General features: G+C 71.7%; 13 protein-coding genes and 1 pseudogene. 8 read left to right on the top strand and 6 right to left on the bottom strand.

Going from position 1 to position 13729, the window contains the following annotated elements; genetic code table 11:
- The first annotated feature begins 1 nt into the window (after position 1).
- Entirely contained in the window at positions 2–1189 is a 1188-nt protein-coding gene (locus tag ACFMQL_RS32990) for a 2-hydroxyacyl-CoA dehydratase family protein (RefSeq protein WP_364051987.1), read from the top strand.
- Positions 1177–2508, top strand: coding sequence for a 2-hydroxyacyl-CoA dehydratase family protein (locus ACFMQL_RS32985; RefSeq protein WP_364051989.1), 1332 nt, complete (start codon positions 1177–1179; stop codon positions 2506–2508). The genes ACFMQL_RS32990 and ACFMQL_RS32985 overlap by 13 nt, the downstream gene beginning before the upstream one ends.
- Here ACFMQL_RS32985 and ACFMQL_RS32980 read toward each other — a convergent pair.
- Positions 2409–3377 (bottom strand): PaaX family transcriptional regulator C-terminal domain-containing protein, encoded by a 969-nt coding sequence (locus tag ACFMQL_RS32980; protein WP_364051992.1) that lies wholly within the window; start codon positions 3375–3377, stop codon positions 2409–2411. The genes ACFMQL_RS32985 and ACFMQL_RS32980 overlap by 100 nt on opposite strands.
- Before the next feature lie 105 nt (positions 3378–3482).
- Here ACFMQL_RS32980 and ACFMQL_RS32975 point away from each other — a divergent pair.
- The 4 genes and pseudogenes from ACFMQL_RS32975 (at position 3483) to ACFMQL_RS32960 (ending at position 7495) form a co-directional block, all read left to right on the top strand.
- Positions 3483–4408, top strand: a pseudogene (locus tag ACFMQL_RS32975) (SDR family oxidoreductase).
- 1 nt (position 4409) lies between these two features.
- Positions 4410–5294 (top strand): amidohydrolase family protein, encoded by an 885-nt coding sequence (locus tag ACFMQL_RS32970; RefSeq protein WP_378788669.1) that lies wholly within the window; start codon positions 4410–4412, stop codon positions 5292–5294.
- Positions 5294–5752 (top strand): MaoC family dehydratase, encoded by a 459-nt coding sequence (locus ACFMQL_RS32965; RefSeq protein ID WP_364051998.1) that lies wholly within the window; start codon positions 5294–5296, stop codon positions 5750–5752. Before ACFMQL_RS32970 ends, ACFMQL_RS32965 begins: the two co-directional genes overlap by 1 nt.
- A gap of 210 nt (positions 5753–5962) precedes the next feature.
- Positions 5963–7495 (top strand): long-chain fatty acid--CoA ligase, encoded by a 1533-nt coding sequence (locus ACFMQL_RS32960; RefSeq protein WP_378788667.1) that lies wholly within the window; start codon positions 5963–5965, stop codon positions 7493–7495.
- 51 nt (positions 7496–7546) lie between these two features.
- Here the strand turns inward: ACFMQL_RS32960 and ACFMQL_RS32955 are convergent, their stop codons facing one another.
- Entirely contained in the window at positions 7547–8542 is a 996-nt protein-coding gene (locus tag ACFMQL_RS32955) for a hypothetical protein (protein ID WP_378788665.1), read from the bottom strand.
- Between the two features lie 861 nt (positions 8543–9403).
- On the opposite strand from ACFMQL_RS32955, the gene ACFMQL_RS32950 reads away from it, so the two are divergent.
- The gene (locus ACFMQL_RS32950; protein WP_378788663.1) at positions 9404–9637 is read left to right on the top strand and encodes a hypothetical protein; all 234 of its coding nucleotides are present in this window, start codon (positions 9404–9406) and stop codon (positions 9635–9637) included.
- Positions 9638–9645: 8 nt separating this feature from the next.
- Here ACFMQL_RS32950 and ACFMQL_RS32945 read toward each other — a convergent pair whose 3' ends face one another.
- The 3 genes from ACFMQL_RS32945 to ACFMQL_RS32935 all read right to left on the bottom strand — a co-directional run bounded on the left by ACFMQL_RS32945 (position 9646) and on the right by ACFMQL_RS32935 (position 12485).
- Positions 9646–10476 carry a ChbG/HpnK family deacetylase gene (locus tag ACFMQL_RS32945; protein WP_364052007.1) on the bottom strand — a complete coding sequence of 277 codons (831 nt, stop codon included), beginning with the start codon at positions 10474–10476 and terminating at the stop codon, positions 9646–9648.
- Complete coding sequence (locus ACFMQL_RS32940) at positions 10473–11777, bottom strand: MFS transporter (RefSeq protein WP_378788661.1); 1305 nt, start codon at positions 11775–11777, stop codon at positions 10473–10475. The genes ACFMQL_RS32945 and ACFMQL_RS32940 overlap by 4 nt, the downstream gene beginning before the upstream one ends.
- 312 nt (positions 11778–12089) lie before the next feature.
- Entirely contained in the window at positions 12090–12485 is a 396-nt protein-coding gene (locus tag ACFMQL_RS32935; protein WP_364052013.1) for a hypothetical protein, read from the bottom strand.
- A gap of 377 nt (positions 12486–12862) precedes the next feature.
- Between ACFMQL_RS32935 and ACFMQL_RS32930 the strand changes: the two genes are divergently transcribed.
- Complete coding sequence (locus ACFMQL_RS32930) at positions 12863–13258, top strand: STAS domain-containing protein (protein WP_364052016.1); 396 nt, start codon at positions 12863–12865, stop codon at positions 13256–13258.
- 92 nt (positions 13259–13350) lie between these two features.
- On the opposite strand, the gene ACFMQL_RS32925 is transcribed toward ACFMQL_RS32930, so the two are convergent.
- Positions 13351–13704 (bottom strand): helix-turn-helix domain-containing protein, encoded by a 354-nt coding sequence (locus ACFMQL_RS32925; protein ID WP_364052019.1) that lies wholly within the window; start codon positions 13702–13704, stop codon positions 13351–13353.
- Between the last annotated feature and the right edge of the window lie 25 nt (positions 13705–13729).

Raw genomic sequence — 13729 nt, 5'->3', positions numbered from 1 at the left:
CGTGGTCACCGCACTGGCCGCCTTGGAGGAGGCCTACGCGCGGCGCGGCGCCCCGCCGCCCGGAAGAGACGGCCCGCCCGCACAGAACGGCTCGATCGCACAGAACGGCGCGGCCGCGCAGAACGACTCGGCCGCGGACAACGACTTGGCCGCGCAGAACGACTCGGTCGTACAGGACGGCCCGGTGGTCGGATACGTCGGCGCGGACGTGCCGGTCGAGCTGCTGACCGCCGCCGGGATGCGCGCGGTGCGCCTGACGGGCGACCCGGAGTCCGGCTCCGCGCTCGGCGACCGCTACCTGGGACGCGGGGTGGACCCGGCGGCCCGCTCGGTACTCACCCGGCTGCTCGAAGGGGCGTTCGGCGACCTGGACAAGGTGGTGGTCTCGCACGACTGCGAGGCGTCGCTGCGGCTGTTCTACGCGCTGCGCGAGCTTCGCCGCGTCGAGCCGGAACGGGGGCTGCCCGAGGCGTACCTGGTGGACCTGCTCCACCTGCCGCACCGCACGACCGCCCGCTACAACCGGCGCAGGATCGGCGAGTTCGCCGCCCGGCTCGAGGCGTGGAGCGGCCGGCCGCTCGATCTCGCGGCAGCGGTGGCGGCGCACGACGAGCGGCGCCGGCTGCTGGCCACCGTCGCCGAGCTGCGCAGGGCCGTGCCGGCCCGGCTCACCGGGCGGCAGTTCCTCGCGGCGGCGAACGCGGCCCTGCCGGTGCACGAGCACGTCGCGCTGCTGCGCCGGCTGCTGGACGAGGCCGACCGGCTCGGCGAGCATCGCGGGCGGCGGGTCTTCCTCAGCGGCAGCGACCACGACACCCCGCACGTGTACGAGGCCATCGAGGCCGAGGGCGACGTCATCGTGGGCGAGGACCACTCGTTCGGCGACCTCGCCGTGACCGGTCCCGTCGGCACGGCGAGCCTCGACGCGCTGGCCGAGCACTATCACCGCCATGGCCTGACCGCGCACCGGGCCACGCCTGGGGCGCGGGCCGCGTACGCGGCGGTGGCCGTGCGCCGCTGCCGTGCCGAGCTGTTCGTCGCCTACTGCCGCGAGTCGGACGAGGCCCCCGCCTGGGACTTCCCCGCCCAGCGCGCCGCCATGAGCATCCCCGCCGTGCTGCTCGAACGCCAGGAGTACGGGCGCGCCGACCTGACCGCCCTGCGGAAGGAGCATCCATGCCCCCAGTGAGCTCGCGCAGCGTGAAGTCGCTCGCCACGGCGGCGGAGGCGGGCAGGCACCAGCGCGAATGGTTCGCCGAGCTGCGCCGCAGGGTCGCGGCGGGCGAGCCGTTCGCCCTGCTCAACGCGGACGTCCCGCACGAGATCTTCCGCACGATGGACATCCCGTACGTGGTGGGCCAGTGGTGGGCGTCCCTGGTGACCGCCAAGCAGCGCTCAGGGCACTACCTCGACCTGGTGCGGCGGCGCGGCTACCCCGACTACTCCGAGCAGTACAACGCGGTCACGCTCGGCTCCGCGTTCGACCCCGAGCCGGATGAGGGCCCGTGGGGGGGCCTGCCGAAGCCGGACATCATCGTCGGCGAGGCCACCGGCGACGTCACCCGCAAGATCTTCGACATCTGGGGGCACGAGCCCGGGGTGACGTTCTTCCCCTTGGAGAGCGCGGCGGAGAACGAGGTCCCGGTCAACTGGTGGGAGCTGATGCCGCACCGATGGGAGGAGGCGGTCGGCACGGCCCGGCTCGACCTGCTCACCGCCGAGCTGGAGAACCTCGTCAGGTTCCTGGAGACCACCACCGGCAGGCGGTTCGAGGAGTCCCGCTTCCGCGAGGTGATGGCCCTGGTCAACGAGCAGGAGGAGTGGAACAGGAAGGCCCGCGACCTCATCGCCCGCGCCCGTCCCGCGCCGTTGAGCGTGGTGGACAGCATCCCCAGCGTCATGCTGCCGCAGTGGCATCGCGGCACCACGTGGGCCCGCGACCTCGCGCGGAGCTTCTACGAGGAGGTGCGCGAGCGGGTGGAGGCCGGCGTGGGCGTCTGCCGCGAGGAGCGGGCCCGGCTGATGTGGATCGGCCGGGGACTCTGGTACGACATGGGCTTCTACCAGCGCTTCCAGGAGGAGTACGGCGCGGTCTTCGTCTGGTCGATGTACCTCGCGATCGCCGCCGACGGCTACATCCGCTACGGCGACGACCCGATGCGGGCGCTGGCGGCGCGCTTCGCCGCCTTCGGCGACCAGCTCTACACGCCGCCGTGGTCGAGCGAGTGGTACGTCAAGGAGGCCCGCCTGCACGGCATCGACGGCGTGGTGCACCTGGTCTCCGACGACCCGCGCGGCAGCTACTTCACGGCGAGGGCGCTGGAGTCGGCCGGGTTCCCGGTGCTCGAGGTGCACGCCGACAACGTCGACACCCGCACGTTCGGCGGCGACGTGGCCGATCGCGTCGCTCAGTGGCTGGAGACCGTGGTGCTGCCGCGGGCGGGCTCGTCACGGACCTCGGCCGTCTCGACGATCTCCGACGCCAGCTTCGCCGCCGGCGGCTCGTAGAGGCGGGCGAGGCGGTGGAAGACCTGCTCGGCGCGGATCGCCGGCCAGTCGGGCGGCAGGTGCTCGGCGGGCAGGTGCGGGTCCTGCCGGATGAGCTGCAGCCAGTCGGTGTGCAGCAGGAGCTGGCGGGCGAGGTCGTCGGCGGCCTCCGGCAAGGGCCGCTCGGTGTCCCAGCGCTCCAGGAAGGCGCGGTAGCGGGCGGCGATCTCCTCGATGCCGAACGCCTTGCGGACGATGTCGGCCGACTCGGTGGGCCCGAGCGCCCTGGCCTGCAGCACGGTGACGTGGTCGGTCACCCGCAGGCCGCTCCCCGCGAGGGAGGCTTCGAGCGATGTGAGGATGCCGCCGACGTCCTTGGTGCCGGGTGCGGCCCACAGGCCGCTCTGCAGCAGCCCGAAGCCGGCCCAGATGAGCTGGGAGCGCAGGTCGTGGCGGGTGGGGCGGAGGCTGTCGGGCAGGGAGAAGCCGACGAGCGTCCAGGTGCCGTCCCACTCGCGGTTGACCGCGCCGGTCTCCCAGACGCGGCGGCGGCCGTCCTCCAGCACCTGCTCCGCGCGTTCCGTCAGCCCGAAGTACGTCTTGCGCCCGCGCCGGTGGCGCTCCAGCAGGTTGCGCTTGGCCATCCGGGCGAGCGTGGACCTGACGGCCTCCTCGGAGACGCCGAGGCGGGCGAACACCTCGATGAAGCTCCCGGAGTACACGGCCGTGCCACGGCCCAGGACGTAGATCCCCAGGAAGCTGAGCAGCAGGGACTGCGGCCGCGCGGCCGAGGCCGCCTGCCGGCTGTCGTTGGCCGTGGTGCTCGCCGTGTCGTTCACGGTGTCGTTCGCCGTGCCGTTCCCGGTGTTGTTCGCCTGCGTACGCGTCACAGCACGAGCGTAGGCAGACCCCTAACGTTGGGCAAATCTTTGACGCCCGTCAGAACAGTGACATATATTCGCTCTCGTCCGCCTTACCACCTCAGGGGGAATCCCATGGATCTTTCCGGCAAGGTCGCCGTTGTCACAGGTGCGGGCCGCGGGCTCGGCCGCGCGTACGCCGAGGCGCTCGCCGCGGCCGGAGCGGCGGTGATCGTCAACGACGTGGACGCGGAGGCGGCGGCCAAGGTCGCCGCGGGCATCACGGATCGGGGCGGCAGGGCGCGCGACGTCGCCGCCCCCGTGGGGTCGTCCGAGGCGGCCGAGCGCCTGGTCGAGGCCGCGACCAGCGAGTTCGGGCGGCTGGATGTGATGGTGACCAACGCCGGCATCCTGCGCGACAGGGTGCTGTGGAAGATGTCGGACGACGACTTCGACGCGGTGATCGACGTGCACCTGCGCGGCACGTTCACCTGCGCGCGGGCCGCCGCGGTCAAGATGCGGGAGCAGGGCGACAGCGGCCGGCTGATCCTCATCTCCTCCCCGCCGGCCAGCGCGGCAACTTCGGCCAGACCAACTACGCCGCCGCCAAGGCCGGCATCGTCGCCATGGCCAGGACCTGGGCGATGGAGCTGGCCAGGGCGAACATCACGGTCAACGCGGTCGTGCCGGTCGCGGCCACCGAGATGACCAAGACGATTCCGGCGTTCGCGCCCGTCATCGAGGAGGCCGAGCGGACCGGCAAGCCGTTCCCCGACTGGCTGCGCAAGGACGAGGGCATGGGCACCGTCGAGGACGTGGCCGGGCTGATCGTGTTCCTCGCCTCCGACGCCTCCGCCGGGATCACCGGCCAGGCGATCGGCATCGGCGGCGACCGCCTCGCGCTCTGGTCGCACCCCGCCGAGAAGGCCGTCGCCTTCCGTGACGGCGGCTGGACGGCCGACGCCATCGCCGAGTCCTGGCGGTCGGGGGTCGGGGCCGAGCCGGAGACGTACGGCATCCCCGCGCCCAAGGCGCCCGCCGAGACCGGCCAGGGGGCCTGAGATGGCGGGCATCGACGTCGGGAACCTCGTCGCGATCGACGTGCACACCCACGCCGAGATCTCCAAGGACGGCCACCGCTCGCTGAGCCCCGAGCTGTTCGGCGCCTCTGAGGAGTACTTCAAGGCCCACGGCCACCGGCAGCCCACCATCGCGGAGACCGCCGCGTACTACCGCGAGCGCAAGATGGCCGCCGTGGTGTTCACCGTGGACGCCGAGCACGCCACCGGGCACCCGCGCATCTCCAACGAGGAGGTCGCCGAGAGCTGCGCCGAGCACGCCGACGTGCTGATCCCGTTCGCCAGCGTGGACCCGTGGAAGGGCAAGGCCGGGGTGCGCGAGGCGCGGCGGCTGGTCGAGGAGCACGGCGTGCGCGGCTTCAAGTTCCACCCCAGCATCCAGGGCTTCGCGCCCAACGACCCCATGGCGTACCCGCTGTACGAGGCCATCGAGGAGCTGGGCGTGCCCGCCGTGTTCCACACCGGGCAGACCGGCATCGGCGCGGGCGTCCCCGGCGGTGGCGGCATCAGGCTCAAGTACGGCGACCCGATGCTGGTGGACGACGTCGCCGTGGACTTCCCCGAGCTGCGCATCATCCTCGCCCACCCGTCCTTCCCCTGGCAGGACGAGGCGCTGGCGGTGGCCGTGCACAAGCCGTACGTCTACATCGACCTGTCCGGCTGGTCGCCGAAGTACTTCCCGCCGCAGCTCGTCAGATACGCCAACTCGCTGCTGAAGGACAAGGTGCTCTTCGGCTCCGACTACCCCGTGATCACCCCGGACCGCTGGCTCAGCGACTTCGACAAGCTCGAGATCAAGCCAGAGGTCCGCCCCAAGATCCTCAAAGACAACGCCGCCCGCCTGCTCGGCCTGAAGGAGAACGCCTGATGACCATCACCGCGCACGGACTGTCGGAGATCAAGGCCCTGGCCGGCAAGGACCTCGGCCACACCGGCTGGCTGGAGATCACCCAGGACCGCGTCAACACCTTCGCCGACGCCACGAACGACCACCAGTGGATCCACGTCGATCCCGTCAGGGCCGCCGAGGGGCCGTTCGGCGGCACGATCGCGCACGGCTATCTGACGCTGGCGCTGCTCATCCCCCTCTTCGGGGAGCTGCTGGAGATCCAGGGCGTCAAGATGAGCATCAACTACGGCCTGGACAGGGTCCGCTTCCCAGCCCCGGTGAAGGTGGGCGCGCGGGTACGGCTCGGCGGGGTCGTCGCCTCCGTCGAGGACGTCCCCGGCGACGGCGTGCAGATGCACCTCGACTTCACCGTGGAGATCGAGGGGTCGGACCGGCCGGCCTGCGTCGCCCGCGCCATCTACCGCCACTACGCCTGAGCCGCGCCCGATCCTGGCCGATCCCCACGGATCACCGCCGCCCGCCCCTGGCCGATCCCTGCCCGAACCTGCCGATCACCGCCGTCCCCGACCCCTGACCGATCCCTGCCCGAATTTGCCGATCACCGCCGTCCCATACCCCCTGACCGATTTCTGGCCTGTTCCACCTGATCCTGGCCGATCCCCCCGCCGACAGGAGGCCGAACACCGATGCGCAACGCCGGACTGGGATGCTGGCCCGCCCGCAGGGCCAGGATGACGCCGGAGCGGACCGCGTTCATCTTCGCCGACCGGCCCGTCACCTACGCCGAGGTCCACGACCGGACCACGCGGCTGGCCGCGCAGCTGCGCGCGTCAGGGGTGCGGGCCGGCGACCGGGTCGCCTACCTCGGCCGCAACCACCTCGCGTTCGTCGAGACGATGTTCGCCGCCCACGTGCTGGGCGCGATCTTCGTACCGCTGAACTTCCGGCTGGCGGCGCCCGAGGTCGCGTACATGCTCGGCCATTCCGGCGCCGACGTGCTGGTCTACGCGCCCGAGTGCGCCGAGGTCGTGCGCGCGCTGCCCGGCGACGCGGCACGCCCGCGCGAGATCGTCGCGCTCGCCGACCCCGCGCCCGGCGAGCGGCACTACGACAGCTGGCTCGCGCAGGGCGACCCCACCCCGATCGACACGCCCGTACGCCTCGAGGACCCGGCGCTCATCCTCTACACCTCCGGCACGACCGGACGGCCCAAGGGCGCCACGCTCACCCACGGCAACCTGGTGTGGAACTGCTTCAACCTGCTGCTCGGCGTCGACGTCACCAGCGACGAGATGACGCTGATCAGCGCGCCGCTGTTCCACGTCGCCGCGCTGAACCAGACCCTGCTGCCGACGTTCCTCAAGGGCGGCTGCTCGGTGGTCATGCCGTCGTGGGAGGTGGACGCCTGCTACGACCTCATCGAAAAGCACGGCATCACCTGGATGTTCGGGGTCACCACGATGTTCGCCGCGTTCGCCCGCTCGCCGAGGTGGGCCGGGGCGGACCTGTCGTCGCTGCGCCACCTCATGGCCGGGGGCGCGGCGGTACCGGCCGCTTTGATCCGCACGTACCAGGAGCGCGGCCTGGTCTTCTGCCAGGGGTACGGGCTCACCGAGACCGCTCCCGGCGCCACCTTCCTGGAGGCCAGCCAGAGCACGCGCAAGGTGGGCTCGGCGGGGGTGCCGGTGTTCTTCGCCGACGTACGGGTGGTGCGCGCCGACGGCACCGACGCCCCGCCGGGCGAGCCGGGTGAAGTGCTCATCCAGGGCCCGAACGTGACGCCCGGCTACTGGCGCGACCCCGAGGCGACGGCCGCCGCGTTCACCGGCGACGGCTGGTTCCACTCCGGCGACGTCGCGGTCCTGGACGAGGACGGTCACCTGTACGTCGTGGACCGGGTCAAGGACATGTTCATCTCGGGCGGGGAGAACGTCTACCCGGCCGAGGTCGAGGCGGCGATCTTCGAGCATCCCGCCGTCGCCGAGGTGGCCGTGCTCGGCGTGCCGGACGCCAAGTGGGGCGAGGTGGGCCGGGCGTTCCTGGTCCTGCGTCCCGGCGCTCGGGTCACGGCCGAGGAGCTGCGGGACTTCCTCCGGCCGCGGCTGGCGGCGTACAAGATCCCGGTGTACGTCGATGTCGTGGACGAGCTGCCGAAGACGGGCTCCGGAAAGATCCACAAGCCCCGGCTGCGCGATCTCCCGCTCCCGGTCTCCCGGTGAGGACGCCTCGCGAGGTCAGCGCCGCCCCTGCCGGCCTCCCGGTGAGACGCTTCACGAGATCAGCCCGAACCCCTTGATCGCGCGTGCGAAGTGCCCGCTCAGCTCGGCGTCGATGCGCTCGGACGCGCCGGCGGTGAGCAGCCCGTCCTCGGGTTCGGGGGTGTCCGCACGATCCCCGGCGTCCGCACGATCCCCGGCGTCCGTACGGTCGCGGGCGGCCGCCCGGATCTCGGCCGCGCTCTGCCCGCGTAGCGCGGCGGCCTGCACCGGAGCGAGGAAGCGGCCGTCGCGCAGCAGCCCGTCGAGTTCGGCCAGCTCGGCGTCCGTGGCGACGCGGCGTACCCGCTGAAGCTCCTCGGCCGCCGCGTCCCCGCGCGCCGCCTGGACGAGCCGGGTCAGCGCCCACTCCAGGGCGAGGACCGGCAGGCCGAGCACCGCGCCCAGCCCGCGGCCCATCGTGCCCATGCCGGCGTAGGCGCCGGACGGAGTGCCCGCCGAGCCGAGCGTGGCGCCGATCCGCGTGTGGACGTCGGAGCGTCCCGGCGCCTCCTTGCCGCGCAGCAGCGACTCGCGCCAGACGGCGAGACCGGCGAGCGCGCCGCCGACGATCCGCCCGTCGTCGGGCTCCGCCGCGTACGCCCTGGCGAGCAGCACCACCCGCTGCCGCGGCGACAGCACGAGCCACGGCGGCAGCCCGATCAGCAGCACGCGACGGCGTCCCGCCCGCAGCACCTCGGTGGCCACGGCGAGATCGCACACGGCCAGCGTCTCGGGCGGCTCGACCCCCATCGCGCGGGCCACCCGCTCGGCGGCGGCGTACAGCTCGGGCGCGGCGGAGCGGCCGAGCACCTCGGCGTCGGCGGGCAACCGGCGCGCCCTGGGCAGCAGCAGCACGCCGATCCCGATGAGCAGCAGCCCGATCAGCCAGAAGACAGCGAGGCGGGCGTTCGCCCAGATGATCCAGCACCCCACGGCCATGAACGCCAGGGTGAGCGCGTGGACGAAGAGCGATAACAGCAGGGCCGCCGCCCTGGACACGCTGCGCATGATCCCACCTTCCGGCCGACGCCCCTGCGGCGATTGAATCAAGCGGCGATCAGGCGCGCCACCGGCGCGTACCCGCACAGAGCATCCGATAGGTTCGTCCCGATTTGTCGCTGATTTCGGGTTGGGGATTGGATGTCGGTACGCCGGACGGTGCTGGGCCCGGCTCTCGTCACGGGCCTCGCGGGTTGCGGAACGCTGCCGCCGCTCATCCCCGGGCCGGCCCAACCGACCCCCACGACGCCGGCCACGACGCGGGCCATGACGCCGGCCACGACGCGGGCCATCGGGTCCCCATCCGCCTCCCCCTCGCCGACGCCCCCGGCCACCCCCGCTCCCTCCCCCACCGGGCGGCCCTTCACCGCCGCCCAGGCCGAGCAGGCATTCCGGCAGTGGGTGGCCGCGTACAACAAGGCGCTCAAGAAGCCGAAGTGGTGGCGGAAGAACGACACGCTCGACGCGCTGTTCACCGAAGGGCCCTGCACGAAGGCGTGCTCGAACGTACCCGCGAGGCGATGGGCACGTCGCCGGGGCACCGGCCGATCGCCATCCAAGGCACTCCGGTCATCTACGTGGTGCGGCCGGAGAACCAGCCGGGTTTCACGGACTGGTTCATGGCGCAGGCGACGTACCAGGACACCAAGGGCCAGGTGCGCCCGCACCTGCTGAGCTTCCTGCGCCGGAGGGACGAGTCGTCGTTCAAGCTCGCCGTCGCGACGCCGGTGCACTGGGGCCGGCGGGTGCCGAAGGCGGAGCTGGACGCCGACGGCTACATCAGCATGCCCAGCGACGCGATCGCCCTCGCGGTGACGGCGGAATACCAGAACTTCTGGAACCACGGGAAGAAGGAGGGCGAGTCCGGCTATGGCGAAGAACAGCTTCGGCCGCAAGGCGTTCCCCGAGGTCTCCCAGGGCGCGTACGTGGCCTTCCGTGGCCGCAGCTCGATCTACGGCTTCACGACGGCGGACGGCGGCTCGTTCTTCCTGTTCGCCATGCTGAACGACAAAAAGCACGTCAACCAGGTGCTGAACGAGGCGGTACTGGTCCCCAAGGGCAGCAAGACGATCCAGGAGATCGGCGCGAACTGGTTCTCCTGACCCCGCGCCTAGCTCCACCAGCCGGGGACGACCTCGACGTCCTCGCGTTCCAGCGCCGCGTGCCAGACGGGGTCGCGCAGCAGCCGTGCCTCCCACGTGCGCACGATGCCGTCGGGTCCGGTGACGGCGTCCTCGCGCGAGGGGTGCAGGAACAGCTCGCTGGTGCCTTCCGGCAGGTCGGCGAGCCGGCGCAGGTAGTCGTCGCGGAGCCGTTCGTAGGTGCCGAGGTCGGCGGCCGTACGGCGGTTGGTGGCGATCGTCTGCGGCAGGGCGACGCCGAGCGAGTCGGCGAGCGCGACGGCGCCCTCGTGGGCCGCGGCGAGCGGCGGCGGCAGCGGCCCGCCCATGTACGGCTCGGGGTCGCGGGGCAACCGGAACGCCAGGCCGTGGCGGGCGCACCACTGGAGCGTCTCGGCGAGGAACGACCTGCCGTGCAGGCCGTACACGGTGCCGGCGTGGGAATCGGCGGCGACGGGCGCGAGGTCGTGCTCGCGCATCCAGGCGAGCTGGGCGTCGGCCTCGCCGATGACGTCGCCCGCCTTGCCGCGCGCGGCGAAGGCGAAGGGGTCGTCGGTGAGCGTGCCGTCGGGGCCGGCGATGCTCGCCGCGCCGTTGAGCGGCCGCCAGCGCGGCACCCCGCGCTCGCTGGTGAGCGTGATGTGCAGGCGCGGCAGCACGCCCAGCTCCCGCACCCGCCGGGCGGCGCGTTCCGCCTCGGGCGAGACGCAGATGAGCGTGGTGGCGCTGACGTGGCCCTCGGCGAGCAGGGAGGCGATGACCTCGGTCGTGCCGGGCTCGCGCCCGAGGTCGTCGGCGGTGATGACGACGCGGCGGCTCATTTCGGCTGCTCCACGGCGGACTGCTGTTCTGCGGACTGCTGTTCTGCGGGCGTCTCGATCGGGACGGAGATGAAGCGGGCGGCGACCGCGCCGATCGCGGTCAGCACGAACGGATAGACGCACAGGTAGACGCGGAACGCCAGCCCGGGATCGCCGCCGGGGTCGTCGCCCGAGTTGTAGCCGAAGAACACGCCCAGCGAGGTGAGCGCGAGCCCGGTCACCACGCCATTGAGCCGGCCGAAGAAGCCGAACGCCGACAGGAACAGTCCCTCGCGGTGCTCGCCGTTGCGTGCCGCGTCGGCGTCGAGGACGCGGGCGACGATGAGGTCGTTCGTGGCGAGCATGCCCGACCAGCCGGCGCCGACCAGCACGCCCGCGGCGATCGCGGTGACGAGGCCGGTGGCGAAGAACAGGGCGGCGAAGCTGACCGCGAGCACCGCGAACGCCAGCCGCCATGTCCACAGCGCGCCACGGCGGGCGACGACCCGCGTCCAGGCGACCAGGCCGCCGGCCGAGACCAGGATGACGATGCCCTGGAGGTAGAGGGCGTGGCCGACGGGGAGGCCGAGCGAGTAGCGCACGTACAGCTGGATGCCGGAGAGCACGAGCGCCATGGCGACGCCGTAGCAGGCGCCGGTGAGGCCGACCGTCCAGAACAGCCGGTTGCGCAGGATCGACCAGATGCTGCGCAGCAGCAGCGGGCGCTCGCGGGTGGCGTAGCGGGGGTTCTCGCGGGCGCTCAGCGCCATGAACACGATCACGGCGGCCGCGATGACGCCGTAGATGATCGCGGTCGTCCGGAAGCCCTGGGTGGAGGTCTCGGTGCCGAACACCTGCGTGGTGAGCACCGGGGTGACCGCGAGCGAGATCACCAGCGCCACGAGCTGGAAGCCCTGGCGCAGGCTGTTGGCGACGGCGCGATCGCGCTCGCGCGGGTAGAGCTCGGGCAGCAGCGCGCCGTAGTTCGCGTTCAGCATCGAGTCGAAAGCCTCGCACAGGATGGCGAACACCGCGAACCACAGCAGCAGGCCCATGCCCTCCAGTGACTCCGGCGCGGAGAAGAACGCGATCATGCAGGCGGCCAGCATGGGCGCGCCGACCAGCAGCCACGGTCGGCGGCGGCCGAAACGGGTGCGGGTGCGGTCGGACAGGTGGCCGAGCACCGGGTTGTCGATGGCGTCGATGACCGCGTAGATCACCATGACCACGCCGTAGGCGCGTACGTCGAGCCCGAGGATGTCGACGTAGAAGAGGATCATCGACCCCTTGATCATGTTGATCGGGATGGAGGTGCCGAACATTCCGACGGCGTAGCGCCAGGCGGGAGTCCGTCCCGGGGAGGGGGCCGGGCCGGGGAGTGACACGCGATCACCTTCCTTGCCGTTCGCGACTGCCGCGCCGTTGCGCTGCACGACGACACGTTCGCAGGCCGAGGCGAACGGCGGGTGATGCGCGGGCGGGCCGGACGTCGACAGACAGTGTCGCGCTCGGGGGTCGCGAGCGGGTCACGGCTTTCGGGCGCGCGCGGCTCGGATGCGGGGGCGAAACAGCGAGCGCCGCCGTGCGCTCCCTGCGGAGCTCATCGGCGGCGCGGCGCTTGCAGGGCCGGAACGTCAGATCGCCAGCAGGTCGAAACCGCCGTCGGCGAGCCGGCCGGTGTTGGTGTCGTAGACGTTGACGGTGATGGTGTTGTGCTGCCAGCACGTCGCGGACGGGTTACGGTAGGCGATGTTCGGCAGCCTCCGCGGTTCGCGCGGGGTGAGCTGGATGAGCGTGTGGGGCGCGGACACCTTGTGGCTCAGCTGGATGCAGTACTTGCCAGTGCCTGCCCGCCACGACCGCAAGACGTTCGTCCCGTTGTTCAGGGTGCCGTCGGAGTTGATGATGGCCGCGGCCGTGTCGTAGAAGTCGGCCGGGCTCGTGGACTCGGCGTGCGCGGGAGAAGCCGCAGCCGCGATGAGACCGGCGACCGTCAGAGCGAAAGCGCCTGACACAGTACGACGGAGCATGTGTTTTCCTTTCGTTCGCGTCCCGATAGGAAGCAAGAAAGAAAGTAAGACCGCGTCTGCCGCGATGCCGCGCGCCACCCCGACAAAGATGATCAAGAAACCTTGGTCGTTCTCAAGAGAACCCATGACCATCCCGCCAGGGACATCGGTTCCCCACGGCCTGGACAGGGGATTCCATGAGGAATCCCGGCGCAGGTAAAACGAACGTTTCCGGGCCCTCCCTTTTTGTACCTCCGGACCATTCGTGCGCCCCTTCCGCGGCCATTCCGGCCGTCCCTCGAATTTCGTCTCGGGTGCGCCTTCGCATACCTCTGTACGGCCGTCCTCCGCGCCGTTACCGTAGGGCTGCGAACTTCTCGTGGTGGGGGGAGGTGCCCGTGCCGGACCTGACGTTCGCCACGCAGCGGCTACCCGGGGTGAGCGTGATCTCCGTGGCGGGCGAGATCGACGCCGTCACGGCCGTACTGCTCGACCGGCAACTGCGCGCGACCCGCCGCGCGCCCCATGAGCACCTGGTGATCGACCTCAGCGACGCCCACTTCCTGGGCAGCGCCGGGCTGCGGGTGCTGCTCAACACGCACGCCTTCGCCCGTCAGCACGGCGGCACCCTGCGTCTGGCCGCGCCGCATCCCCGGCTCGCGGCCATGATGCGCTTCACCCGCGCCCATACCGTGCTGCACGTGCACGACACCGTGGAGGAGGCGGTCTTGGCGGCCCTGCGGCTGCCCGCACCGGCGGCCGCGCAACCGGCCATCGAGGCGGCGCCGTCGTAGCGCGTCGCCCGCGGAAGCCCATCAGTTGAAGCCCGGCCAGCGCCTGAAGCCCGGCCAGCGCCTGAAGCCCGGCCAGCGCCGCCCGGCCTGGCTCATTCGTCGGCCTTCGTCTCCTCCTTGACCGGGGCGGTCTCCTCCGGGTCCGGCATGTCGTGCTGGGTGAACATGTCGATGAGGAGGCGGACGGGCAGGTCGGCCTCCGTCGGGTACCGGAACCGGGCGTCGGGGTTGAGGCTGTACTCGTTGCGCCGGCCGACGCGGTCGATGGTGACGTAACCGGCTTGCTGCAGGTCGGAGACGATGCCCTGGACGGCACGCTCGGTGATGCCGATGCCGGCGGCGATGTCACGGACGCGCGCCCGCGGGTTGCGGGCGATCTCCACCAACACGCGGGCGTGGTTGGTCAGGAAGGTCCAGGAGCTGGATCGGTTCACGGACGTGCTCACGAAATCTCTAGTTGTACCAGATCAG

This window comes from Nonomuraea fastidiosa (assembly GCF_042751225.1).
In the GTDB taxonomy this organism is placed as follows: Bacteria; Actinomycetota; Actinomycetes; order Streptosporangiales; family Streptosporangiaceae; genus Nonomuraea; species Nonomuraea fastidiosa.
Note: the sequence above shows the minus strand (reverse complement) of the source record. Positions and strands in the feature narration are given on the sequence as shown.